Source organism: Nocardia mangyaensis (assembly GCF_001886715.1).
In the GTDB taxonomy this organism is placed as follows: Bacteria; Actinomycetota; Actinomycetes; order Mycobacteriales; family Mycobacteriaceae; genus Nocardia; species Nocardia mangyaensis.
Map to the genome: position 1 here is coordinate 6,416,597 of NZ_CP018082.1, position 20,799 is coordinate 6,437,395.

A 20,799-nucleotide genomic window follows, 5' to 3' on the forward strand; every position below is an offset into this window, starting at 1 on the left:
GGACCGCGTATAGTTCCAATTCAACGAAAGATCAACAGTCCACTTCGAGGATGGCCGTGCTCGACGATCTCCCGATTCCGCTCGACCGAACCGCGACCGAACCGCTGTCGGTGCAGGTAGCCGATGCCCTACGCGCCGCGGCGACCGGCGGTGTGGTGCGGGTCGGCGAGCGGTTGCCGTCCTCACGAGCGCTGGCGCAGCGGCTCGGGGTGAGTCGGGCCGTGGTGTCCACCGCCTACGACCAGCTGCACGCCGAGGGGTGGCTCGCGGGCCGACGGGGTTCGGGTACCTACCTGAGCACCGCACCGGCCCCCGCCCCGCCGAACACCGATCCCGGCGCCGCCACCGATCCCGACGCCGGACTGCTCGACCTCGGACCCGGCGCGCCGTGCGTCGAGGCCGTCGACCCGGCCGCCTGGCGCCGCGCCTGGCGAGCGGCAGGCGATCAACCCGCCGACACCCACAAGGACCGCGCCGGTGAACCCGACTTCCGCGCCGCCGTCGCCGAACACCTGCTGCGCCATCGCGGACTCGCCGCCGGTACCGCGTCGGTCGTGCTCGCCACCGCGGGCACCAGCGCGGCCGTCGGCGAGCTGGCCTCGGCGCTGCTGCGCCCCGGCGACACCGTCGCCATCGAGGACCCCGGCTACCAGCGTGCGGTCGGCGCGTTCGAGGCCGCCGGGGTGCGGGCGCTCCCGGTACCGGTCGACGCCGACGGCCTGCGGGTCGACCGGATTCCGAGCGGTGTCCGCGCGGTGTTCTGCACACCGGCACACCAGTTTCCGCTCGGCGCGCGCATGCAGGCCGCACGTCGGGTCGAGCTGATCGAATTCGCCAGGGCCACCGGCACCCTCGTCCTCGAAGACGACTACGACGGCGAACTGCGTTACGACACGGCGCCCTTGCCGCTGCTCGCGTCGATGGCACCGGATGTCGTCATCCACCTCGGCACCACCAGCAAGATCATCGCCACCACCCTCGGCGTCGGCTGGCTCGTCGCCCGCCCCGACATCGCCGACGCCGTCCGCACCCACCGCCTCCACACCGGCACCGCCCCGAGCCCGGCGGGCCAGCGGGTCCTCAGCGAGTTCGCCCGCCACGGCGACCTGGCCCGTCACCTGCGCCGCCTCCGCCGAGTCGTGCCACCCCGCCGTGCCCTCGTCGTGGAGGCACTCACCCACCGCGGCCTGCCTGTCCTCGGCGATGACGCCGGCTCCCACGTGGTGGTCGAACTCCCCGACGCGCCGGCCGAACAGCGCGCCATCGCCGCCGCCCGCGCCCACGGCGTCTTCCTCGACGGCCTGGCCCGCCACCACCTCGCCGAGCCCCACCGCTTCGGCGTCGCCATCGGCTACACGGCGATGAGCACCGCGGACCTGACCGCGGCCATGCCGATCGCCGCCGACTCCCTGGCCGCCCACGCCTGACCCACGCGCGAAGGTCGTGTCCCGGCGGCCCGGCACGGTCGTAGCATGGACCGAGAACCCCGCGCGGGTCGCAGTTCGTCCAGCACTAGCCCTCCGACCATCGAAGTGGTGAGCACATGACCGAACAGGACATTCTGGCGCGAATCAAACAGCTCGTCGACGACGAGCACGCCCTGCGAGCCAAGGCCACCGCGGGCGAGATCGACCCGGTCGCCGAACGCCGGCAACTGGCCCAGCTGGAAGTGATGCTCGACCAGGCCTGGGACCTGCTGCGACAGCGCCGCGCCCGCGCCGACGGGTCACCCGACGACGCCGAGCTGCGCTCCCCTCGCGAAGTCGAGGGCTACCTGCAGTGACCGACGCCGAGTACGACGTCATCGTCCTCGGCGCGGGCCCGGCGGGCGAGAACGCCGCCGCCTACGCCATCGCGGGCAGCGACCGCACGGCCGCGCTCGTCGAACGGGAACTGTTCGGCGGCGAGTGCAGCTACTGGGCGTGCATCCCCAGTAAGGCGCTGCTGCGCCCGGGCGCCGTCCTCGACCTCGGCGAGTCGATGCCGGGGGTGACGGTGAGCGGTCCGCAGGTCGCCGACGTGCTGGCCCGCCGCGATGCCTTCGTGCACGACCACGACGACAGCTCCCAGGTCGAGTGGGCGAAGTCGGCCCGCATCGACCCGATCCGCGGCGCCGGTCGCCTCGCCGGGGAACGGCTGGTCGAGGTCGACACCGGCGACGGCGTGCGAGTCCTGCGTGCCCGGCACGCGGTCGTCCTCGCCACCGGCACCACCGCCGCGATCCCGAACATCCCCGGCGTCCGCGAGGCGCTGCCGTGGACCTCGCGCGACGCGACCGCCCTGACCGTCGTCCCGCGCCGCGTCGCCATCGTCGGCGGCGGCGTCGTGGCCTGCGAGACCGCCACCTGGCTGGCCGAACTCGGCGCCGAGGAAGTGACCCTGCTGGTGCGCGGCGACCGCCTGCTCCCCCGGGTCGAGCCCTTCGCCGCGGGCCTGGTCCTGCGCGGCCTCCGCGACACCGGGGTGGTCACCGTGCGGCTGCGGACCGAACCGCACCTGGTCTCGCGCCGCGACCCCGCCGACACCGGCGTGGGCCGCATCCACGGCGGGCCGGTCACCGTCGTGTTCGACGGCGGCGAACTCGAGGTCGACGAACTCGTCGTCGCCACCGGCCGGGCGCCGTCCACCGAACACCTCGGTCTGGACACGGTCGGCCTGCCCGCGGGCTATGTGGAGGTCGACGACCAGCTCACCGTCCGCGCGGTGCCCGGCGAGTGGCTCTACGCCGTCGGCGATGTGAATCACCGTGCGGCACTGACCCATATGGGCAAGTACCAGGCCCGAGTGTGCGGTGACGTGATCGCCGCCCGCGCCGAGGGCAAGCCGCTCGACCTGCCCCGCTACACCGCGAGCGCCGATCATCAGCAGGTCCCCCAGGTCGTGTACACGGCACCGGAACTGGCCGCCGTCGGCCTGACCGAACAGCAGGCCCGCGACGCCGGACATGCCGTCGACACCGTCGAACTCGACATCGAAGTCGCAGGCTCGTCGCTCTCACGCGACGACTTCCACGGCCGCGCGAAACTCGTCGTCGACACCGCCGCCGACCGCCTCCTCGGCGCCACCTTCGTCGGCCCCGACATGGGTGAACAGCTGCACGCCGCGACCATCGCGGTGGTCGGCCGGGTACCGCTGGAAACACTGTGGAACGCAGTACCCGCGTTTCCCACGGTCAGCGAATTCTGGTTGCGTCTCCTGGAAGCCCGGCGCGAGCGCTGAGTTACTTGAGCAGCCGCGACATCCGCCGGTCGGCGAGGACCTTGCCGCCGGTCTGACAGGTGGCACAGTACTGGAACGAGCGCTCCGCGTAGGACACCTCGCGCACGGTGTCACCACACACCGGGCACGGCTGCCCGGTCCGCGCGTGCACCCGCATCCCGGACCGTTTCTCGCCCTTCAACCGGGCCGCGTCCTGCCCGGTCGACCGCTCGACCGCGTCGAGCAGCACCGTCCGCATGGCCGCGTAGAGCTGCGAGACCTTCTCCGCCGACATGGTTTTCGTATTCGCGAACGGCGAGATCTTCGCGGTGTGCAGGATCTCGTCGGAGTAGGCGTTGCCGATGCCGGCCAGCAGGGTCTGGTCGACCAGCGCGGTCTTGATCCGCTGCGAGTTGTCGCGCAGGATCGCCGCGAACTCGTCCTCGGTCACCGCCAGCGCGTCGGGACCGAGGCGCGCGATTCCCGGCACGGTCATCGGGTCCTCGACGACGTACACCGCCAGCCGCTTCTTCGTCCCCGCCTCGGTCAGATCGATCGCCGGTGTCGCGCCCTCGGGTGTGAAGAAATGCACGCGCAGCGCCAGCGGACTCTTCCCACCGGGCTTGGGCGGCAACGGATTCGGCTCGTCGACCCAGCGCAACCAGCCGCCACGCGACAGATGGGTGATCAACCACAGCCCGCCACAATCCATCCCGAGGAACTTCCCCCACCGCCCCGCGCCGGTGACGTCACGACCGGACAGGGCGGTGACCGGCGGATCGAACGTCTTCACCGCGCTCAACGCCGCCACATCGACTCGCCCCACGACCGCGTCGACCGCATGATCCCGCAGGAACTGCGCCAACGCCTCTACCTCGGGTAGCTCGGGCACGGTCGCCAGTTTAGCGATCTGGGTCCGGTGACGCGGGGCGACGAGGCGGGCTCCCCCTCGGAGTGACCGGTGTCTCAGTGTTTGCCGCGTGAGGATCGTCGGGCCGTCGGGTCTGTCTTGGTGAGCGCGTCCGAAACGGCGCGCGGCAACTACGGAGGTACGACAGTGTCGCTGACCAACGAGAATCAGCTCTTCATGACGTCTACGGAAGATCGACCGGCCCGGCTGGCGGGGATGGAGTCGGGGACCGCCATCCTGGCACTGATCATTTGCTTGACATTAACTGTTGGGATCGCCGCGCTCTCGCATTCGGCCGTGGCCGCCGTCCTCGCCAGCGTTGCCTTCGCGGGCGGCCTGATCGTCGCGCTGAGAATCCTGCCGCGCAACCGCTGAGCGGTGGGTTCAGAAGGCACGCAGCAGGTAGACGTCCATGATCCAGCCCTTGTTGGCGCGCAGTTGCGCGCGGCGGGTCACGATCTCGTGCTCCACCTCGCGCAGATTGCCCGCGATCAGGGTTTCGTCGGGCATGCCGAGGTAGGCGCCCCACCAGATGTGGATGTCGTCGCCGGGGACCTCGGTGAACGAGGTGTCGCCGTCGAGCATCACCACGGTCGAGCCGGTGCCCAGGCCCTGCTCGCGGAGCTTGCGGCCGGTGGTGACGTGGACCGGCTCGCCGATGCGGTGCAGGACCACGCGGTGCCGGGCGGCCAGGGCGGCGATGCTGGTGACGCCGGGAATCACCGTGTAGTCGAAGTCGACGCGCCCGCGAGCCAGCACGTGCTCGATCATGCGCAGGGTGCTGTCATACAGCGCCGGGTCACCCCAGACCAGGATCGCGCCGACACCGTCGACCTGCTCGAAGGCGGCCTCCAGGAGTTCGGCACGGCGTTCGTGCCAGTCCTGGACGACACCGGTGTAGTCCTCGGGCGTGCGATCGCGCGGAGGGTCGGTGATCTCGATGATCCGGTGCGGCCCCTCGACGTACTCGGCCAGGATCGCGGTCCGCACCTCGACCAGTTCCCGCTTCTCGGCGCCCTTGCCGATCACGAAGAACGCCTCGGCCCGGCGCATGGCCTTGACCGCCTGCATTGTCACCTGGTCGGGGTCGCCGGCGCCGATGCCGATCACGGAGAGCTCACGCATGCGCTCGAGCTTGCCAGGTGCCCGGGCACGTAGAATCGGCAGCCGTGGCCACCCCTGACACCCAGTACGAGGATCTGCTCCGGCACGTTCTGGCGAACGGCACGCCGAAGGCCGACCGCACCGGGACCGGAACGCGCAGCATCTTCGGTCATCAGCTGCGCTACGACCTCGCCGAGAGCTTCCCGCTGATCACCACCAAGCGGGTCCATCTCAAGTCCATCGCCTACGAACTGCTGTGGTTCCTGCGCGGCGACTCCAACGTCTCCTGGCTGCGCGAACACGGCGTCAGCATCTGGGACGAATGGGCCGACGCCGACGGCGAGCTCGGCCCGGTCTACGGCGTGCAGTGGCGCTCGTGGCCCACCCCCGACGGCACCCACATCGACCAGATCGCCCAGGTGCTGCACACCCTGCGCACCGACCCGGATTCGCGCCGGATGATCGTCTCGGCCTGGAACGTCGCCGACCTGGACAAGATGGCGCTGGCCCCCTGTCACGCGTTCTTCCAGTTCTACGTCGCCGACGGCAAACTGTCGTGCCAGCTGTACCAACGCAGCGCCGACCTGTTCCTCGGCGTGCCGTTCAACATCGCCAGCTACGCCCTGCTCACCCTGATGGTCGCCCAGCAGACCGAACTCGAACCCGGCGAGTTCATCTGGACCGGCGGCGACGTGCACGTCTACGACAACCACGTCGAGCAGGCGCGCGAACAGCTCAGCCGCGAGCCGTACCCGTTCCCACGGCTGCACCTGCGCCCGGCGACGAGCCTGTTCGACTACGCCTACGCCGACATCGAACTGTCCGACTACCGCCACCACCCGACCATCAAGGCGCCGGTGGCGGTGTGAGCCGCCTGATCGGCCTGATCTGGGCGCAGGCCAACGACGGCGTCATCGGCGTCGACAACACGATCCCGTGGCGCCTGCCCGAGGACATGGCCAGCTTTCGGGACACCACCATGGGACACCCGGTGATCATGGGCAGGCGCACCTGGGATTCGCTGCCACCGCGTTTCCGCCCGCTGACCGGTCGCCGCAACATCGTGGTCACCCGCCAGACCGATTGGGCCGTCGAGGGCGCCGAACGCGCCGCTTCGGTCCCGGACGCGCTCGCCCTGGCGGGCGAGGTCGACACCTGGGTGGCCGGTGGCGGCGAGATCTATCGCGCCGCGCTCCCGCTGGCGACGACCCTGCAGGTCACCGAGGTCGACACCACCGTCGCCGGGCACACCTTCGCCCCACCCATCGGCCCGGAGTGGTCTGCCCCCGAAACACCCTGGCTGACCTCGAAAACCGGTCTGCGCTATCGCATTCGCCGCTACACCCGCGCCTGACAACACCTGGCTATCGGTCCGGGCAAAACGCCCGAACGCGGGCCCGGTCTCGGGCATACTCCTCGATACCAGCCCCGCGAGAAGCCTGCGAAAGGCGCGATGTCATGGACAAGAAATCGCTGACGGCGGTGGCCCGCCAACAATTGAAGCTGGCGGCCACCTCGACGAGCGGCCGGAGTTCGCAGACTGTCATCGGCGGTCACACCCATGCGCTGCGCCAGACCGTCGTCGCGCTCGCCGAGGGCCAGAGCCTGGCCGAACACGACAATGCCGGGGATTCCACCATCCAGGTCCTCACCGGCACGCTGGTGCTGATCGCGGGCACCGACGAGTGGAAGGGGTCGGCCGGTGACCTCATCGTGGTCCCACGCGCCCGCCACAGCGTCAAGGCCATCGACAACGTGACGTTCCTGCTGACCGTCGCCAAGTAGCCGGTCGGGTGCAGTGCCCGTCATGCGCTGACACACCAAGGCACTGATCGAACCTGTCGGCGCGGAGCCGTACTGTGGACGCCATGGGTGAGCCACAACCGGTCCTCGATCCGCTCACGCCCGCCGCGATCTTCCTCGTCGCCACCATCGACGAGGGCGGCGAGGCGGCCGTTCGTCAGTTGCTCGGCGAAGTCGACGAGCTGCGCAAGTCCGTCGGGTTCCGAGCACCCGGCCAGGGCCTGAGCTGCGTCACCTCGATCGGCTCCAGCGGCTGGGACCGGCTGTTCGCCGGGCCGAGACCCGCTGAGCTGCACGAATTTCCGGGCTACCGGGGCGCCGTGCATTCGTGCCCGGCCACCCCCGGCGATCTGCTCTTCCACATCAGGTCCGAGACCACCGGCACCTGCTACGAGCTCGCGATGGCCATCGCCACCCGCCTGCGCGGTGCGGTCACCTTCGTCGACGAGACCTCCGGCTTCCGCTACTTCGAACAGCGCGACCTGCTCGGCTTCGTCGACGGCACCGCCAACCCGGAGGGCGCCGCGGCGGTCGCCAGTGTGTTCGTGGGCGACGAGGACGCCGACTTCGCCGGCGGCAGCTATGTGATCGTGCAGAAGTACGTCCATCCGCTCGACCAGTGGAACGCCCTGCCGGTCGAGGAGCAGGAACGCGTGATCGGACGCACCAAGCTCAGCGACTACGAACTGCCCGACGACGTGAAACCCCCCAACTCGCACGTCACGATCAACACGATCATCGACCTCGACGGCACCGAGCGCGATGTCCTGCGCGCCAACATGCCCTTCGGGACCGTCGGTGACGGTCAGCTCGGCACCTACTACATCGCCTACTGCGCCACCCCGTCGGTGACCGAGCGCATGCTGGAGCGGATGTTCCTGGGTACCGACGACGCCGCCTACGACCGCATCCTCGACTTCTCCACCGCGATCACCGGCACGCTCTTCTTCACTCCCGCGGCGGACTTCTTCGACGATCTGCCCGACGCGCCGGCCGGCGCCGAGGACGGCCCGCAAGTCACCGTCCCGGAATTCGAACCGGTGATCGAAGCCAACGCGGCAGCCGAGAAAGCCGCCGCCACCACGACGGCCACCGGCCGGACCGGCGCCGTTTCCGACGGTTCACTCGCCATCGGCACGATGAAAAGGAGCATTCAATGAACAACCTGCACCGCGAGCTCGCGCCGATCACCGACGAGGCATGGGCGCAGATCGAGGAGGAGGCGACCCGCACGTTCAAGCGCAATATCGCGGGCCGTCGCGTGGTCGACGTGTCGGGCCCGCACGGCGTCGACTACTCGGCGCGCAACCGCGGCAGGCTGACCCCGATCGCGTCGCCGGACGAGGGCGTGCAGGCCCATCAGCGGGTGGTGCAGCCGCTGATCGAGCTGCGGGTGCCGTTCACGCTGCAGCGCGCGGAGCTCGACGACATCGAGCGCGGCGCGGGTGACGCCGACTTCGACAGTCTCAAGGACGCGGCCCAGAAGATCGCCTTCGCCGAGGACCGCGCGATCTTCGAGAGCTATCCGGCCGCGGGCATCACCGGTATCCGCGCGGCGGCCTCCAACGACTCGGTCGCCATCCCGAGCGATGTGGTCGACATCCCCGACGCGATCTCGCACGCGCTGACCGGCCTGCGCCTGGCCGGCGTGCAGGGCCCGTACTCGGTGGTGCTCAGCGCCGACCTGTACACCCAGGTCAGCGAGACCTCCGATCACGGCCACCCGATCCGTACCCACATCGAGCGCCTGATCGACGGCGAGATCATCTGGGCGCCCGCGATCACCGGCGGTTTCGCCCTCACCACCCGCGGTGGCGACTTCGAGATGGCGCTCGGTCAGGACCTGTCGATCGGCTACCTCAGCCACGACGCCGAGACCGTGGAGCTGTACTTCCAGGAGACCTTCACCTTCCTCGTCGAGACCTCGGAAGCCGCGGTATCGCTCGGATCCTGAGCCCGGCGCGGTGCCCACCGCTTAGGGTGGGCCGCAGAGCGTGAAGAGGAGGTCGCATGGCGGTCGTGCGTGCCGGTGTGGTCCCCGGCGGTCGGAGCGTGGTCTACATCCTGATCGGGCTGCTGGTCACCACCGGCATCACCGGCCTGGCCGTGGCGATGTTCGGGGTGAACCGGGTCGTCGCCGGGGTGCTGGTCGGCATCGTCGGCGGGATCGCGGCGGGCGTGGCGCTGTTCGCGCGTGATGTCACCGAGCTGACCGAGCACGCGATCTACGCGCGCACCCCGTTCCGCTCGGCGACGGTGCCGTGGGATCGCGTGGTCGCGGGCCGGTTCACTCTCGACGAGCACGACCGCTGGGCACTGGCGCTCGACCTCACCGGCGACACCGCCGACGAACTGGTGCTGCTGTCGATCCCACCGGTCAGTCGCCCCGTCTCGGGCGCCTATGACATGCGCAAGCGCGAGCAGGTGAGCGAGATCCGGGAGATGCTGCGCGCCAAGCGGATCCCGATCACCGTGCTGCCCGAGATCGCCGGTGCGCTGAACCAGCACTGGCAGATCGCGCCGCCGACCGCACGCTGAAGCACAGCCTGGTTCGCCACCACCCGGCACCGACAGCACAGCCCGGTTCACCGGCGCCCGGCGCTGACAGCTCAGGCCGGTTCGGTACCGACCTCGCCCAGCCGGGTGAGCAGTTCCTCGGCCGCGATTCGTACGCGCGCGATCTCAGCGCCGTGGCCGACGATGCGCACGATCGCGTCCGGGATGAGGCGCTCGGTGTCGGCGGGCGCGGCCCCTTCATCGGACCTGATCCCGATCACGGTCTCGACCATGCGGAAGGGCAGGATCTTGGCATCGTCGGATTGCTCTGCGGCAGCGGCGGATTCGGCGGCGAGGAGCTCGTAGTGTTCACGGAGCTCGTCGCGGCGCCGCCGGAACGCGGCGAACCGCTCGGTGCGTAGCTCGGGAAGCAGATACAGCGCGCCCAGATTCCAGCGGGCCGTGCGCAATTGGCGCACATCGGCCAGCGCCAGGGCATACAGCTTGGCGACCGCCGCATCGGGTTCGGGCCGCATCCGCTGAGCCAACTCGACCGGCCCTGCGACGGTTTCGGCCAGTAGCGCGTCGAGGATGTCGTCCTTGGCGGCGAAGTGGTGATACAGCGAGGCCTGCCGAATCCCCACGGCATCGGCCACCGCCCTGGTCGAGGTGTTGGCATACCCCTTGGTGGTGAACAGTTCCGCCGCCGCGTCGAGGATCTCCGCGCGCGGCGTGGTCCCCTGCCTGCGCCGCTGTTCCAGCCGGGGACGCCCGGGACCGAGGTTTGCCACGCCCCGATTCTGTCATCGGCGCCCGACCTGGCCGTCAGCGGGCGGCTCACCAGCGCGGATGCTGGACGGTCTAATTTCTGTCATTTGACAGAAACCTGGGCAACGCAGAAGTTACCGCAGGCCGCACAGTCGATACATCCACGACACCGTTCGAGCGATCGCAGCCGCAAAACTATCGACTGATAGATATTGGCCGCACCGCCGAAGGACACCGACATGGCCACCACGCTCGACTCGCCCACCGCCCCGCCCGAATCCAGCCGCGACAGTGCCGACCTGGCACAGTTCGGCTATCAGCCGGTCCTGCATCGCAAGCTGGGACGCTATGCGTCCTTCGCGGCCGGCTTCTCGTTCGTCTCCATCCTCACCACGATCTTCCAGTTCTTCGGCTTCGGCTATTCGTTCGGCGGCGCCGCGTTCTTCTGGACCTGGCCGCTCGTGTTCGCCGGACAGTTCCTGGTCGCGCTGAACTTCGCCGAACTGGCCGCCCGGTATCCCCTCTCGGGCTGCATCTACCAGTGGTCGCGCCGCCTCGCGGGCGGACTGGTCGGCTGGTTCGCCGGGTGGATGATGGTGATCGCCCAGGTCGTCACCGCCGCCGCGGCCGCCATCGCGCTGCAGGTGGTGCTGCCCTCGATCTGGAGCGGATTCCAGATCATCGGCACCGACACCGCGCTCACCTCCCGCGACGGCGCGATGAACGCCGTGCTGCTGGGCAGCGTGCTGCTGGTCGTCACCACCACGATCAATGTGATCGGCATCGATCTGATGGCACGGATCAATTCGATCGGTGTCACCATCGAGATCGTCGGCGTGCTGGCGATCATCGGGCTGTTCTTCGCCGGCACCGAGCGTGGCCCGGCCGTGGTGTTCGAGACCGACCAGGCCACCCCCGGCCCGTACTGGGCGGCGTTCCTGGTCTCCGGCTTGATGGCGGCCTACGTGATGGTCGGCTTCGATTCCGCCGGTGAGCTCTCCGAGGAGACCAAGAATCCGCGCCGGGTCGCCCCGCGCACCATCCTGCTGGCCCTCTCGGCCTCGGCACTGGGCGGCGGCCTCATGTTGCTCGGCGCGCTGATGGCGGCACCGAGCCTGTCCGACGGCGAATTGGCCTCCGGCGGGCTGGCCTACGTGATCACCGCGAAGCTCAACAGCCCCGCGGGCACCGTGCTGCTCGCCTGCGTCGCGGTGGCGGTGGTCGTGTGCACCCTGGCCATCCAGACCGCAGGCTCCCGCCTGATGTTCTCCATGGCCCGCGACGGCAAACTGCCCTTCGCCAAGCCCCTCGCCACCGTGCACCCCCGCTTCGGCACTCCCGTCTGGCCCGCCGTGGTGATCGGCGCCCTCGGCATCGGCCTGCTGGTCCTCAACCTGGGCAACCCCGCCATCTTCGCCACCCTGGCCAGCGTCTGCATCGTCAGCCTGTACCTGGCCTACCTCTTGGTCACCGTCCCCCTGCTGTTCCGCAGGCTCAAAGGCTGGGCCGCCGAAACCGAGGACCCGACCCTGTTCAACCTCGGCCGCTGGGGCCTCCCCGTCAACGCCCTCGCCGTCGCCTGGGGCATCGCCATGGTCGTCAACCTCGCCTGGCCCCGCCCCGAGGTCTACATCCCCGAAGGCGGCAGCTGGTGGCAGCAGTGGGCAGGCCCCCTCTCGATAGTAGTGATCCTCACCATCGGCGCCCTCATCTACCGCTCCGTGGTCGCCACGAAGACCGAGACACCGACGCCCGAACCAGCTTCCACCACAGCATGATTCGTGCCGTGCCAACGCCGCCACGGCCCCAACCCACACTTGGCCCAGACCGCGCCCAACCCATGTTCCGAAGCCCGCCGTGGCCGAACACCTACCGCACTACCAGCCACACCACACCACCTGAGTCCGCCACTACCGCACACCCAGCCCCATCTCACCATCGAGTCCGCCACCTACCGAACACCCAGCCACACAGCCCCCTCAGAGACCCCTACCCACCCACCAGCACTCCAGGAGTGGCCACCGATGACGAGCACCCAGTCCACCGACGGCGCCCGCGCCCACGCACGCGCTCAGGCCGCGTCAGCGCGAATCGCTCGTCCGACCACCCCGCCCGACATCGACCCCGCAACAATCGTGCTCGCGCAACGCATCCCTCCCGGCGGCTACGCGAACATCGTCCTCGGCCGCGGCACGCACCTCAGACTCGGTGACCCCGAGGGAACCACCTGCGCCCACCTGTTCCTCCTGCGCGCCGAATCTCCTTGGGAACGGCTCAATGTCGCCGACACCGTCAAGGTCCCGTGGCAGGCCTACCTGAGCCAAGGCCACCCCCTCCTCTCCGATCAGGGCAGGGTCCTCGCCACGGTCCTCGACGCCGCCGGCCACCACGACACGCTCTGCGGTCCGACCACCGAAGCCCGTCACCAGCTGCATCTGGCCGGCGCCAAACAGGGCCTCGAACCTCGTGACATCGGCCCGTCGATCGCCCTCTTCCGCGGCGCCACGGTCGCCCCCGACGGCGCGCTGATCCCCACCGGCAACGGCCCGACGGGGGCCACCGTCGACCTGATCGTGCACTTGCCGATCACCCTCCTGGTCGCCAATGCCGCCCACCCCCTCGACGCTCGCCCCACCGGTGACCTCGACCTGCTCGCCTGGTCCGCACCCGCCGAGCTGAACACCACCCGCAACGACGACCCCGAGTACCTGCGGGCCGTCGACAACACCGAGGCCGCGTGGGCGGCCGCACTGAACTCGGAGGTCCTGGCATGACCACGGCGACCACCCGCACCGTCGTCCGCGACGAGACCGTCCCCGCACAGGCGCCGTGGTCGGCGATCGTGCGCGCGGGCGAGCAGCTCGAGATCATCGACCTGCACGGCAACCAGGCCGTCGACTGCCTGCTCTACTCCGCCGCCGACCACACCGACCGCTACAGCGCCCAGGCCACCATCGCCGCCCAGCGCAACATCTTCCTCACCACCGGTAGCGTCCTGCTGACCGAGGCGGGCACCCCGCTGATGACGGTCGTCGCCGACGAGGTCGGCAATCACGACACCATCGCCGGTGCCTGCTCCCAGGAGTCCAACACCCTGCGCTACGGCCACCACACCCGCCACCAGCACGCCTGCGTCGAGAACTTCCTCACCGCCGCGCTCGAACGGGGTCTGGGCAAGCGGGATCTCGTCTCGAACATCAACTGGTTCATGAATGTCCCCGTCGAGGCCGACGGCACCCTCGGCATCGTCGACGGCTTGTCGGCACCGGGCAAGAAGGTGACCCTGCGTGCCGAGATCGACACCCTCGTCCTGGTCTCCAACTGCCCCCAGATCAACAACCCCTGCAACGGTTTCGACCCCACCCCGGTCCGCATGGTGGTGACCCGATGAGCCGCGTCGCCTCGCCGTCCCGTGAGCTACCCGCGACGGCACGCACCCGCACCACCAGCGCGAGCCTCGGCGCACTCGACACACACCGCGAAGACGGCGCGGGTTCGGCGGCCCTCGCCGATACGGCACCAACCGGGCGGCGACTGACTGTCGAGCGCCCGGGAATGCAGACCACCGTGCAGGACTGGCCGGGCCGAATCGGCTACTGGCACATCGGCGTTCCACCATCCGGCCCGATGGACGATCTGTCGTTCCGGCTCGGAAACCGGGTGCTCGGAAATCCGGAAGGCGCCGCGGGGCTGGAGTGCACGCTCGGCGGACCGGCCCTGCGATTCAGCACGGCCACCTGGGTGTGCGTGACAGGGGCGGTGGCCGATGTAGGAGTGAACGGTGTCCCGATCGAACAGTGGCGCACGGTCGAGGTGCCCGCCGGTGGCGTACTGGATGTCGGTGCGATTCGCGGTCCCGGGATGCGCACCTACATCCTGGTGTCCGGCGGCCTCGACATCGACGAATTCCTCGGCAGCGCGGCCACCTTCACCCTGGGCAAGTTCGGCGGCGGTACCGGCGCGGCGCTGCGCGCCGACGACACTGTCCCGCTCGGCACCCCGTCGACCCGCATCGCCCCCGCCGTCCCGATGGCCGACCTCCCGGCTTTCGGCCACCGCTGGGAACTGGCGGTCACCGAGGGCCCACACGGCGCGCCGGAGTTCTTCACCCGCACCGACTTCGACACCATCATCGGCACCGACTACGAGGTGCACTTCAACTCCGACCGCACCGGCGTCCGCCTGATCGGCCCGAAGCCGGAGTGGGCGCGCACCGATGGCGGCGAGGCCGGCCTGCATCCGTCCAACATCCACGACAACGCCTATACGATCGGCGCGCTCGATTTCACCGGCGACACCCCGATCCTGCTCGGCCCCGACGGCCCCAGCCTCGGCGGCTTCGTCTGCCCGGTCACCGTGGTCGCCGCCGACCGCTGGAAGCTCGGCCAGCTCACCCCCGGTGACACGGTGCGTTTCGTCCCCGTCCGCGCCGAACACGCCGCACCCGCCGCCGCCCTCGGCGCGAGCAGGCGCGCGTCCCTGGGCACCGTGCTCTCGGCGGGCCGCGACGGCGACGACGGCGTCCTGCGCCGTGCCGAGGTCGACGACGAGACCGGCGTGACCTATCGCCGGCAGGGCGACGACGGCGTTCTCGTCGAATACGGCACGCTCACCCTGGATCTCGGCCTCCGCGCCCGGGTCCACGCCCTGCACCAGCACCTGATCACCATCGGCCTGCGCGGGGTCATCGAACTCACCCCCGGCATCCGCTCCCTGCAGATCCGGGTCGATCCAGCGGTCCTGCCGATCGCTGCGCTTCTCGACCTACTGGCCGAAGCCGAAGCACACCTCCCGAATTCGGCCGAGCTCGTGGTCCCCAGCCGCACCGTGCATCTGCCGTTGTCGTGGGACGACCCGTCCACCCGCGAGGCCATCATCCGCTACATGCACGGCGTGCGGGCCGACGCACCGTGGTGCCCGTGGAACATCGAATTCATCCGCCGGATGAACGGCCTGACCTCGGTCGAGGACGTCTATCGCACCGTCTTCGACGCCGAATACCTCGTCCTGGGCCTCGGCGATGTCTACCTCGGCGCCCCCGTCGCCACCCCCACCGACCCCCGCCATCGTCTGGTCACCACCAAATACAACCCGGCCCGCACCTGGACGCCCGAGAACGCCGTCGGCATCGGCGGCGCGTACCTGTGCATCTACGGCATGGAGGGCCCCGGTGGCTATCAGTTCATCGGCCGCACCACCCAGGTCTGGAATCACCGTGCCCGTCCGGCCGGTGCCGCCGGACCCGGCGTCGACCGCTTCGCCACCGACGCCGAAACACCATGGCTGCTGCGCTATTTCGACCGTATCCGCTGGCATCCGGTCGAGGCCGGCGAACTCCTCGATCTGCGTGCGGATTTCGCCGCGGGCAAGGTCGACATCACCGTGGAAGACGGCGAGTTCCGCCTCGCGGACTACCGCCGGTTCCTCGCCGACAACGCGCGCTCCATCGCCGACTTCCGCGCCGTGCAGGCCGAGGCGTTCGGCGCCGAACGCCAGTCCTGGCGCTCGGCGGGCGAACTCGACTGATCAGCGCAGCGCGGCGAAGAACTCGCGCACATCGGTGGTGAGCAGTTCCGGTTCCTCGAGCGCCGCGAAGTGCCCGCCCCGATCCACATCGTTCCACCGCACGATCGTGTTCTCCGCCTCGTCGAAGCGGCGGATCGCGACATCGTGGGCGAGGACGAGCACGCCGGTCGGCACACCCGAATTCGCGGGCACCACACCCCATTGCGCCGGCTGCGCGTAGCCGATGTACCCCGCCGAGCCCGCCGTGCCGGTGAGCCAGTAGATCATCACGTTGGTCAGCAGCCGATTGCGATCGATGATTTTGTCCGGCAGCGTCTCCCGCGGGTGCGTCCACTCCCGGAACTTGTCCAGGATCCACGCCAGCTGCCCGATCGGGGAGTCGACCAGCCCGTAGGCCAGTGTCTGCGGACGGGTGGACTGCACGGCGATATAGCCGAACTCCTCGTTCATGAACGCCTCGATTCGTGCGATGCGGTCCCGCTCGAGGTCGGTCAGGCTCGCCATGTCCTGCGCCGACAGCGGCAGCTGAGGGAACGAACCCGCACCACCGTTGACGTGCACCCCGATCACCCGATCCGGTGCGACCCGCCCGACCTCCGGGCTCACCGCCGCCCCGATGTCGCCGCCCTGCACCCCGAAGCGCTCGTACCCGAGCCGGGTCATCAGCTCGACCCACGCCTCGGCGATCCGGCGCACCGACCACCCCTCGGTGACCGGGCCGGAGAAGCCGAAGCCCGGCAGCGACGGGATCACCACGTGGAAGGCGTCGGCCGGATCGCCACCGTGCGCACGCGGATCGGTCAGCGGGCCGATCAGGTCGAGGAACTCCGCGACCGAGCCCGGCCAGCCGTGGGTGAGCAGCAACGGCACCGCGGTGGGTTCCGGTGAGCGCACGTGCAGGAAGTGGATGTTCTGGCCGTCGATCTCCGTCGTGAACTGTTCGTGCGCGTTGAGTTTCGCTTCTTCGGCCCGCCAGTCGTAGCCGGTGCGCCAGTGGTCGACGAGTTCGCGCAGGTAGCCGGTCGGCACGCCGGTGTCCCAGCCGTCACCCGGCAGCGCTGCGGGCCAGCGCGCGTTGTCGAGCCGAGTGCGCAGGTCATCGAGCTGCTGCTGCGGGATGTCGAGGCGGAAGGACTGGATCTCGTTGCTCATGAGATCAACCCTATGAGCCACCTAGGACAGTTTCCGCCCTAGCTGTGCGAGAGAATCAAATCATGCTGGAAACCTCGGCCCGCCTGCTCCGTCTGCTGTCGCTGCTGCAGACTCCCCGCGACTGGACCGGCACCGAACTCGCCGAGCGTCTCGAGGTCGACGCGCGCACCGTGCGCCGCGATATCGAGAAGCTGCGCGGCCTCGGCTATCCGGTCGACGCGACGCCCGGCGTCGGTGGCTACCGGCTCGGCGCGGGCGCGAAGCTGCCCCCGCTGCTCCTCGACGACGACGAAGCGGTCGCCGTGGCCATCGGCCTGCGCACCGCGGCGGGCGGCACCGTCGCCGGGATCGAGGACAGTTCTCTGCGCGCGCTCACCAAACTCGAACAGGTGCTGCCCTCGCGCCTGCGTCACCGCGTGAGCCTGCTGCACTCGGTGACCGTCACCGTTCCCGCCGCCGCGACCCGCGTCGACCCCGATGTCCTCACCGCCGTGGCGGCCACCATCCGCGACAACCACCGTCTCCGCTTCGACTACCGAACCCACGACGGCACAACGACTTTGCGCACCGCGGAGCCCCATCGCCTGGCGCACACGGGCCGCCACTGGTACCTCATCGCCTGGGACGTCGACCGTGCCGACTGGCGCACCTACCGCGTCGACCGGGTCACGCCCCGCATCCCCACCGGTCCCCGTTTCACGCCCCGCGAAGCCCCTGATCTCGACCTCGGCGGTTACCTGACCCGTGGCATCACCACGGCCACCTACCGCTACCAGGCCGTCATCACCCTCGCGGTCTCCGCCGCCGTCGCCGCCGACCGCATCGCCCCCACCGTCGGCCTGATCGAGCCCCTCACCCCCGACACCTGCCTCCTGCGCACCGGCTCCAACGACCTCACCGAACTGGCGATCTACGTGGCCACCTTCGACTTCCCCTTCCACGTCGAAGAACCCCCCGAACTCATCGCCCACCTCCGCACCCTCGCCACCCGTTTCGCCGAGGCCACCGACTGATCAGCTGTCCAGCCGGGCGATCGCGGTGGCGGAGGGGTTGGTGGCGTCGCGGAGGATGCGGAGGGCGGTGACCAGGCCGTCCAGTTGGGTGGGTGTGAGCAGACCGGTCAGCCATTGGTCGAGGGCGGCCAGGTAGTCGGGGAGGGCTTGTTCCAGGCGGCGGCCGCCGGCTTCGGTCAGTGCCGCGTAGGCGCTGCGGCGGTCGGCGGGGGCGAGTTGGCGTTCGACCAACCCGTCGCGCGCCAGGCGGTCGACCAGGCGGGTGACGCCGCTGGTCGACAGTTCCGTCTGCGTTGCGAGATCGGACATGCGCAGGCGGTGGCCCGGGGAGCGACTCAGCCGCATCAGGGCATTGAGGTCGAGGCCGGAGAGGCCGTGCGTTTTCCAGGTGGGTTCGAGCTTGGCGAGCAAACCGCTGTGCGCCTCGAAGAGCAAACCTGCGGCGGTCAACCGCGGGTCGTCGAACAGTTCTTGCATGACCCCACCCTAGCCGATTGTTGCTACGCGGATAGTTGACATGAGGAATACCTCCGAGTAGACCTATGTCTACGCAATATTCCTCGCAGCAACTAATGGAGTGGTCATGCAGCACAGCACCTGGGTCGCCGGTTTCCGGACCGGAGTGATCAGCCCCTACGAACAGATCAAGCTCGCCGAATCGCGAGAGTCCGGATCACCGCGCGCGAGATCGGCGAATCCGGCAGCGCGCGTTTCGATTCCGACGCCAGACTCGTCACCGGCGTCACCGACGTCCTGCTGAACTTCGGCATCAACGATCTGATCCTGGGCGCCATGGGCGGGCAGCCGTCGGCCACCACCGACGAACTGATCACCGCCTTCACCGACCTCGCGCAGCGCTCCCACGCGGCGGACCTGCGCGTCCACGCCGCGACCATCGGGCCGTACGCGGCGTGCGTTTACCCCGCGATGCCGCTGACCGAAACCCAGCCGACCCGCGCCGCGGTCAACGAATGGCTGCGTACCACTGACGCTTTCGACTCGGCGGGGACCGACGGGCTGTACCTCGAGGTAACCGCGTGGCCGGTGCTCATCCGGCCACGGTCAGCACGGTCTTGCCCGCGGCATGTCCTTGCGCGAACACCGCTATGGCAGAGGGCGTTTCGATCAGGGGTACCTGGCGTTCGAGCACCGGTCGCAGACGCCCATCGGCGGCCAGGTCGGCCAGGTGGGCGAGGTCGGTGGCCGACGGCCGCATGAGCAGCGACTTCATCGTCGGCCGGGTGAACAGATCGGTGAGCGCGACCGCGGCGAGCCAGCGGATCGGGCCGAACCAGTGGTCACCGGGCGCGGCGGCCGAGGAGACGAACACTCCGTCGGGAGCGAGTGCCCGACGGATCTCCCGTAGCGAGCGATTGCCCGCCAGATCGAAGACGACGTCATAGGGGGCATCGGTGCGGGTGAAATCGTCTGCCGTGTAGTCGATGACGACATCCGCGCCGATGCCGCGCACCATCTCGAGGTGCCGGGTACTGCACACGGCGGTCACGTGCGCGCCGAGCAGCTTCGCGATCTGCACCGCGAAGCTCCCGACCCCGCCCGAGGCCCCATTGATCAGCACCCGTTGACCCGGCTCGACCTTGCCGATGTCGCGCAGGCCCTGCAGGGCGGTCATCCCCGAATCCGGGATCGCCGCGGCCTCTTCCATACCCAGCCCGTCAGGCACGAGGGCGAGCGCGCCGACGGCCGCGCACGCATACTCGGCGAAGGCGCCACCGGGGATCTCACCGAAAACCCGGTCGCCCACCTGAAATTCGGTCACCTGCGCACCCACCGCGACGACGTGGCCCGCCAGGTTCTGTCCAATCCCCGGCCGCTTCGGCCTGCGCAACCCGAACCCCAGCCGCAACAGATACGGCGTCCCGTTCAGCAGATGCAGATCCCCGCTGCACAGCGATGCCGCGCGCACCCGCACCATCACTTCCCGCTCCCCTGGCACCGGCAGCGGCGCGACCTCGACACGCAACACCTCACTGCCGCCGTAGCGGGGCGCGACCACCGCGATCATCGTAGTTGTTTCCACCTCGGTCATGAGCGTTCCTCACCAGCCGTGTACTTACAGCGTAAGCATCTACTGCGAGACGGTACGCTTACGCCGTAAGTAGGTCAAGGAAACAGTCAGGAACCCCATGCCGCCACGCAACCCACTCACTCGGGACCGGATCCTGCGCGCCGCCGTCGAACTGGCCGACCAGGAAGGAGCGGCGGCCCTGTCGATGCGCAAGCTCGCCAAGGCGGTCGGGGTGGAAGCCATGTCGCTCTACAACCACGTCGCCAACAAGGACGATCTACTCGACGGCATCGTCGACCTGGTCGTCGCCGAGATCTATGTCCCCCGGACGGACGGCGACTGGCGCCGCGAACTCCGCCACCGCGCCACCTCCGCGCACGAGGTCCTGCTGGCCCACCGCTGGGCCACTCCCCTCATCGGCTCCCGCGTCAATGTCGGCCCCGCCATGCTCGGCTATGTCGAGGCCACCCTCGGCTGCCTGGTCGCCGCGGGCTTCACCTACGAGCAGGCCGACCGCGCCTGGAACGCCATCGACTCCCACATCTACGGCTTCACCCTCCAGGCCATCACTTTTCCCCTCGACCCTTCCGAATATGCCTCGGCGGCATCGCAATTCCTCCCCCTGATCCCGGCCGAGACACACCCACACATGCACGCCCTGTCCACCCAGGTGATCAGCGGAACCCACTCCGGCGCCGCCGATTTCACCTTCGGACTCGATCTGTTACTCGACGGCCTGACGCACCTGCTCCACCGAAGCAGCCCGTCGTAGTGGTGTCCGCGGCTCGATGCCGGTCCGC

At 69.5% G+C, this 20,799-nt stretch carries 23 protein-coding genes; 16 read left to right on the plus strand and 7 right to left on the minus strand.

What is annotated here, in order from left to right; all coding sequences use genetic code 11:
• Positions 1-50: 50 nt before the first annotated feature.
• The 3 genes from pdxR to BOX37_RS29220 all read left to right on the plus strand — a co-directional run bounded on the left by pdxR (position 51) and on the right by BOX37_RS29220 (position 3,219).
• Positions 51-1,427: a MocR-like pyridoxine biosynthesis transcription factor PdxR gene (gene pdxR, locus BOX37_RS29210; RefSeq protein WP_071930422.1), complete on the plus strand. Its 1,377-nt coding sequence runs from the start codon at positions 51-53 to the stop codon at positions 1,425-1,427.
• Between the two features lie 116 nt (positions 1,428-1,543).
• Positions 1,544-1,783: a DUF2630 family protein gene (locus tag BOX37_RS29215; protein WP_071930423.1), complete on the plus strand. Its 240-nt coding sequence runs from the start codon at positions 1,544-1,546 to the stop codon at positions 1,781-1,783.
• Positions 1,780-3,219 carry a dihydrolipoyl dehydrogenase family protein gene (locus BOX37_RS29220; protein WP_071930424.1) on the plus strand — a complete coding sequence of 480 codons (1,440 nt, stop codon included), beginning with the start codon at positions 1,780-1,782 and terminating at the stop codon, positions 3,217-3,219. Before BOX37_RS29215 ends, BOX37_RS29220 begins: the two co-directional genes overlap by 4 nt.
• A gap of 1 nt (position 3,220) precedes the next feature.
• On the opposite strand, the gene BOX37_RS29225 is transcribed toward BOX37_RS29220, so the two are convergent.
• The gene (locus tag BOX37_RS29225) at positions 3,221-4,090 is read right to left on the minus strand and encodes an Fpg/Nei family DNA glycosylase (protein WP_071930425.1); all 870 of its coding nucleotides are present in this window, start codon (positions 4,088-4,090) and stop codon (positions 3,221-3,223) included.
• Positions 4,091-4,255: 165 nt separating this feature from the next.
• On the opposite strand from BOX37_RS29225, the gene BOX37_RS29230 reads away from it, so the two are divergent.
• Entirely contained in the window at positions 4,256-4,483 is a 228-nt protein-coding gene (locus BOX37_RS29230) for a hypothetical protein (protein ID WP_071930426.1), read from the plus strand.
• 9 nt (positions 4,484-4,492) lie between these two features.
• Here BOX37_RS29230 and cobF read toward each other — a convergent pair whose 3' ends face one another.
• Entirely contained in the window at positions 4,493-5,233 is a 741-nt protein-coding gene (gene cobF / locus BOX37_RS29235) for a precorrin-6A synthase (deacetylating) (RefSeq protein WP_071930427.1), read from the minus strand.
• Between the two features lie 44 nt (positions 5,234-5,277).
• Here cobF and BOX37_RS29240 point away from each other — a divergent pair, with 44 nt between their 5' ends.
• From BOX37_RS29240 to BOX37_RS29265, 6 genes are all read left to right on the plus strand, one after another.
• Positions 5,278-6,081, plus strand: a complete 804-nt coding sequence (locus BOX37_RS29240) for a thymidylate synthase (RefSeq protein WP_071930428.1) — start codon at positions 5,278-5,280, stop codon at positions 6,079-6,081.
• Complete coding sequence (locus BOX37_RS29245; RefSeq protein ID WP_071930429.1) at positions 6,078-6,566, plus strand: dihydrofolate reductase; 489 nt, start codon at positions 6,078-6,080, stop codon at positions 6,564-6,566. The genes BOX37_RS29240 and BOX37_RS29245 overlap by 4 nt, the downstream gene beginning before the upstream one ends.
• A gap of 104 nt (positions 6,567-6,670) precedes the next feature.
• A complete protein-coding gene (locus tag BOX37_RS29250; protein WP_071930430.1) occupies positions 6,671-6,997 on the plus strand; it encodes a cupin domain-containing protein in 327 nt (108 codons plus the stop codon).
• 83 nt (positions 6,998-7,080) lie between these two features.
• On the plus strand, positions 7,081-8,175 hold the full coding sequence (locus BOX37_RS29255) for a Dyp-type peroxidase (protein ID WP_071930431.1): 1,095 nt from the start codon (positions 7,081-7,083) through the stop codon (positions 8,173-8,175).
• Positions 8,172-8,969 (plus strand): family 1 encapsulin nanocompartment shell protein, encoded by a 798-nt coding sequence (locus BOX37_RS29260; RefSeq protein ID WP_071930432.1) that lies wholly within the window; start codon positions 8,172-8,174, stop codon positions 8,967-8,969. Before BOX37_RS29255 ends, BOX37_RS29260 begins: the two co-directional genes overlap by 4 nt.
• Positions 8,970-9,025: 56 nt before the next feature.
• Positions 9,026-9,553, plus strand: a complete 528-nt coding sequence (locus BOX37_RS29265) for a hypothetical protein (RefSeq protein WP_071930433.1) — start codon at positions 9,026-9,028, stop codon at positions 9,551-9,553.
• 71 nt (positions 9,554-9,624) lie between these two features.
• Here the strand turns inward: BOX37_RS29265 and BOX37_RS29270 are convergent, their stop codons facing one another.
• Positions 9,625-10,302 carry a TetR/AcrR family transcriptional regulator gene (locus tag BOX37_RS29270; protein WP_071930434.1) on the minus strand — a complete coding sequence of 226 codons (678 nt, stop codon included), beginning with the start codon at positions 10,300-10,302 and terminating at the stop codon, positions 9,625-9,627.
• A 216-nt stretch (positions 10,303-10,518) separates the two neighbouring features.
• On the opposite strand from BOX37_RS29270, the gene BOX37_RS29275 reads away from it, so the two are divergent.
• From BOX37_RS29275 to BOX37_RS29290, 4 genes are all read left to right on the plus strand, one after another.
• Positions 10,519-12,057: an amino acid permease gene (locus BOX37_RS29275; protein WP_071931976.1), complete on the plus strand. Its 1,539-nt coding sequence runs from the start codon at positions 10,519-10,521 to the stop codon at positions 12,055-12,057.
• Positions 12,058-12,303: 246 nt separating this feature from the next.
• Positions 12,304-13,053, plus strand: a complete 750-nt coding sequence (locus tag BOX37_RS29280; protein ID WP_071930435.1) for a DUF1989 domain-containing protein — start codon at positions 12,304-12,306, stop codon at positions 13,051-13,053.
• On the plus strand, positions 13,050-13,670 hold the full coding sequence (locus tag BOX37_RS29285; RefSeq protein WP_071930436.1) for an urea amidolyase associated protein UAAP2: 621 nt from the start codon (positions 13,050-13,052) through the stop codon (positions 13,668-13,670). The genes BOX37_RS29280 and BOX37_RS29285 overlap by 4 nt, the downstream gene beginning before the upstream one ends.
• Positions 13,671-13,834: 164 nt before the next feature.
• Complete coding sequence (locus tag BOX37_RS29290) at positions 13,835-15,805, plus strand: 5-oxoprolinase/urea amidolyase family protein (protein WP_071931977.1); 1,971 nt, start codon at positions 13,835-13,837, stop codon at positions 15,803-15,805.
• Here the strand turns inward: BOX37_RS29290 and BOX37_RS29295 are convergent, their stop codons facing one another.
• A complete protein-coding gene (locus BOX37_RS29295) occupies positions 15,806-16,957 on the minus strand; it encodes an epoxide hydrolase family protein (RefSeq protein ID WP_071930437.1) in 1,152 nt (383 codons plus the stop codon).
• A 62-nt stretch (positions 16,958-17,019) separates the two neighbouring features.
• Between BOX37_RS29295 and BOX37_RS29300 the strand changes: the two genes are divergently transcribed.
• The gene (locus BOX37_RS29300; RefSeq protein ID WP_071930438.1) at positions 17,020-17,970 is read left to right on the plus strand and encodes a helix-turn-helix transcriptional regulator; all 951 of its coding nucleotides are present in this window, start codon (positions 17,020-17,022) and stop codon (positions 17,968-17,970) included.
• Here BOX37_RS29300 and BOX37_RS29305 read toward each other — a convergent pair whose 3' ends face one another.
• The 3 genes from BOX37_RS29305 to BOX37_RS29315 form a co-directional block, all read right to left on the minus strand.
• Complete coding sequence (locus BOX37_RS29305) at positions 17,971-18,447, minus strand: MarR family winged helix-turn-helix transcriptional regulator (protein WP_071930439.1); 477 nt, start codon at positions 18,445-18,447, stop codon at positions 17,971-17,973.
• Positions 18,448-18,603: 156 nt separating this feature from the next.
• Complete coding sequence (locus tag BOX37_RS29310) at positions 18,604-18,855, minus strand: hypothetical protein (RefSeq protein ID WP_071930440.1); 252 nt, start codon at positions 18,853-18,855, stop codon at positions 18,604-18,606.
• 163 nt (positions 18,856-19,018) lie between these two features.
• Positions 19,019-20,020 carry an NAD(P)-dependent alcohol dehydrogenase gene (locus BOX37_RS29315; protein WP_240505097.1) on the minus strand — a complete coding sequence of 334 codons (1,002 nt, stop codon included), beginning with the start codon at positions 20,018-20,020 and terminating at the stop codon, positions 19,019-19,021.
• 97 nt (positions 20,021-20,117) lie between these two features.
• On the opposite strand from BOX37_RS29315, the gene BOX37_RS29320 reads away from it, so the two are divergent.
• Positions 20,118-20,771, plus strand: coding sequence for a TetR/AcrR family transcriptional regulator (locus BOX37_RS29320; protein WP_071930442.1), 654 nt, complete (start codon positions 20,118-20,120; stop codon positions 20,769-20,771).
• Positions 20,772-20,799 lie beyond the last annotated feature (28 nt).

Coding starts and splice junctions, on each gene's coding strand:
- BOX37_RS29275 (WP_071931976.1), top strand. CDS start 10,519: ATGGCCACCACGCTCGACTCGCCCACCGCCCCGCCCGAATCCAGCCGC.
- BOX37_RS29290 (WP_071931977.1), top strand. CDS start 13,835: ATGCAGACCACCGTGCAGGACTGGCCGGGCCGAATCGGCTACTGGCAC.
- BOX37_RS29250 (WP_071930430.1), top strand. CDS start 6,671: ATGGACAAGAAATCGCTGACGGCGGTGGCCCGCCAACAATTGAAGCTG.
- BOX37_RS29305 (WP_071930439.1), bottom strand. CDS start 18,447: ATGCAAGAACTGTTCGACGACCCGCGGTTGACCGCCGCAGGTTTGCTC.
- BOX37_RS29280 (WP_071930435.1), top strand. CDS start 12,304: ATGACGAGCACCCAGTCCACCGACGGCGCCCGCGCCCACGCACGCGCT.
- BOX37_RS29320 (WP_071930442.1), top strand. CDS start 20,118: ATGCCGCCACGCAACCCACTCACTCGGGACCGGATCCTGCGCGCCGCC.
- BOX37_RS29300 (WP_071930438.1), top strand. CDS start 17,020: ATGCTGGAAACCTCGGCCCGCCTGCTCCGTCTGCTGTCGCTGCTGCAG.
- BOX37_RS29255 (WP_071930431.1), top strand. CDS start 7,081: ATGGGTGAGCCACAACCGGTCCTCGATCCGCTCACGCCCGCCGCGATC.
- BOX37_RS29260 (WP_071930432.1), top strand. CDS start 8,172: ATGAACAACCTGCACCGCGAGCTCGCGCCGATCACCGACGAGGCATGG.
- BOX37_RS29285 (WP_071930436.1), top strand. CDS start 13,050: ATGACCACGGCGACCACCCGCACCGTCGTCCGCGACGAGACCGTCCCC.
- cobF (WP_071930427.1), bottom strand. CDS start 5,233: ATGCGTGAGCTCTCCGTGATCGGCATCGGCGCCGGCGACCCCGACCAG.
- BOX37_RS29215 (WP_071930423.1), top strand. CDS start 1,544: ATGACCGAACAGGACATTCTGGCGCGAATCAAACAGCTCGTCGACGAC.
- BOX37_RS29265 (WP_071930433.1), top strand. CDS start 9,026: ATGGCGGTCGTGCGTGCCGGTGTGGTCCCCGGCGGTCGGAGCGTGGTC.
- BOX37_RS29315 (WP_240505097.1), bottom strand. CDS start 20,020: ATGACCGAGGTGGAAACAACTACGATGATCGCGGTGGTCGCGCCCCGC.
- BOX37_RS29295 (WP_071930437.1), bottom strand. CDS start 16,957: ATGAGCAACGAGATCCAGTCCTTCCGCCTCGACATCCCGCAGCAGCAG.
- pdxR (WP_071930422.1), top strand. CDS start 51: ATGGCCGTGCTCGACGATCTCCCGATTCCGCTCGACCGAACCGCGACC.